Raw genomic sequence first — 1,806 nt, forward strand, 5'->3', positions numbered from 1 at the left:
TAATGCTATTTTTTATTAGATTTAAATCTTCTTTATAGCGCTTTAGTAGGTCAAGTTCTACATCTACTTGATTTGCAAACGTATGCAAATCATTTTGTGTAAGAAGAAGCATTGATTTTTGTAAATCAGCTATTGATAATTTCGTTGTTAAATCATATATTTTTTGATTTTGTTTCTCTAAATCATCTAAATATGCTCGCTGTTCTGCTGTTAATTTATTTACTTCAGCAAAAACGCCAAATGTTTTCTTAATCTTTTCGGTATCAATGACCTTCATCAGGTCATACTCTTGTGTTTTTGCTGCGGCTGCGGCTGCTATTTCACCTTGTTTGCTTTTCTCAATTGCTTCACGAGCTGCTTTTTTTGCTGCTTCAATCTCTAGAGCAGTTTTACCTTGTTCTGTCGCTTCTTGCGCCGCTTTTTTCTCCGCTTCTAAAATAGAGTTGTTAATTTCTTTTCCTTTGTTATACGCTGCCACCCCTGCTTGAGCAGCCGGTTCAATAATTTCTTTTGAAAGACTATAAACTTCTTTGAATATAGCAAATCCCTGTTCATTTAAAGCCCCTGGTATTAATGCAATTTGCTGTAAATCATTTTGAATTGCTTTTTTGGTATTTAATATTTCATTTTTTAACTGATCTATTTTTCCTGTTCCATCTGTACTTAGTATGCCTTGCGCAGTTGCCACATTAGTATCAAAATCTTTTAATTTTTTATCAAGCTGTAATTTAAGATCTGTTAATTCATTGATTTGTCGTTGCGCATTTTCTTGATTCGTCATAGCCATTTCTTGAAGTACTTCAAGTCTATCCGAAAACCCTTCTCTATCTTCTTTATTGTCTACAAACGATTTTAATGTCGGGTAATAACTATTAAATTTTGTTACAAATCCTTTACTTTTTGAATTTAATAGAATTAACTGTGGATAGAGTTCCGATGACCATTCCTTCATATCTTGTTTGATTAGGAATTGATTGGTATTTAAAGCTGGGACTTCCTCTAGCTGTACATTAGGACTCATTAAAGATTGATCAATATACGTTTGGACTAATTTAGAATGCGCACCTAATTTTCGTAATGATGAAGAAATATCCATGTTTTCTTGTTGAGTTTCTGCTTGAACGATTGGTGTTGCGAGAGTATTGATAGGAATAGTTGCTCCAGTTACAATGGATGTTATTAAAAATCCTGTCATTATTTTAGTTTTCATTCCGTACACTCCTTTACCATTGTTTTTATAACTTAATTCATATAACTTGTACGACCGCTCTCTTTGTAAACTGGATAAGAAGGAGAAATCTTTCAGATACGTTAATATCGTTGTTTTTTACTTCTAATAGGATATAAGGATTTTATTTATCACTCATTTCGATACTCTATTTTTTAAAATATAAATAACAAAAATTTATTAACTATATTTGAATCAGGCACCTTATGAGTAGTAAATTATTAATTCTTTCCTAAAGTTGCGGTTTAACTTACAGAATCGTGAGGATCAATAAACCAATGCTTACAGTTAATCTTGTCATAACATTGTTTAATTTCAATTTGATAATATCCCTCTTAGTTTTGTCAGCAAACTCCTTACTAGACAACAAAAGATGAAATTATACTGTACATTGCTTATACTTTTATTGCGGAATAACTTCACTTTTGTTATGCAGAAACTTAGAACACGTTTATTACCAATTTGATTCTTGACCTCTTGTTAATAAATTGACTATTTAGAAAATTATTAAAGACATAATGTTACTTACAACTTCACTATAATTCCTATTAGCGTAACCTTCTCCTTTCTGTCTGGTC

General features: G+C 31.3%; 1 protein-coding gene. It reads right to left on the reverse strand.

The features are described 5' to 3' along the window. Positions 1-1,210 (reverse strand): hemolytic enterotoxin HBL lytic component L2 (gene hblC / locus ACQGSG_RS28740; RefSeq protein WP_426948707.1); only part of this gene is annotated, 1,210 nt, incomplete at its 3' end. Between the last annotated feature and the right edge of the window lie 596 nt (positions 1,211-1,806).

The organism is Bacillus sp. GMa5/1, from assembly GCF_050172015.1.
GTDB classification, from domain to species: domain Bacteria; phylum Bacillota; class Bacilli; order Bacillales; family Bacillaceae_G; genus Bacillus_A; species Bacillus_A cereus.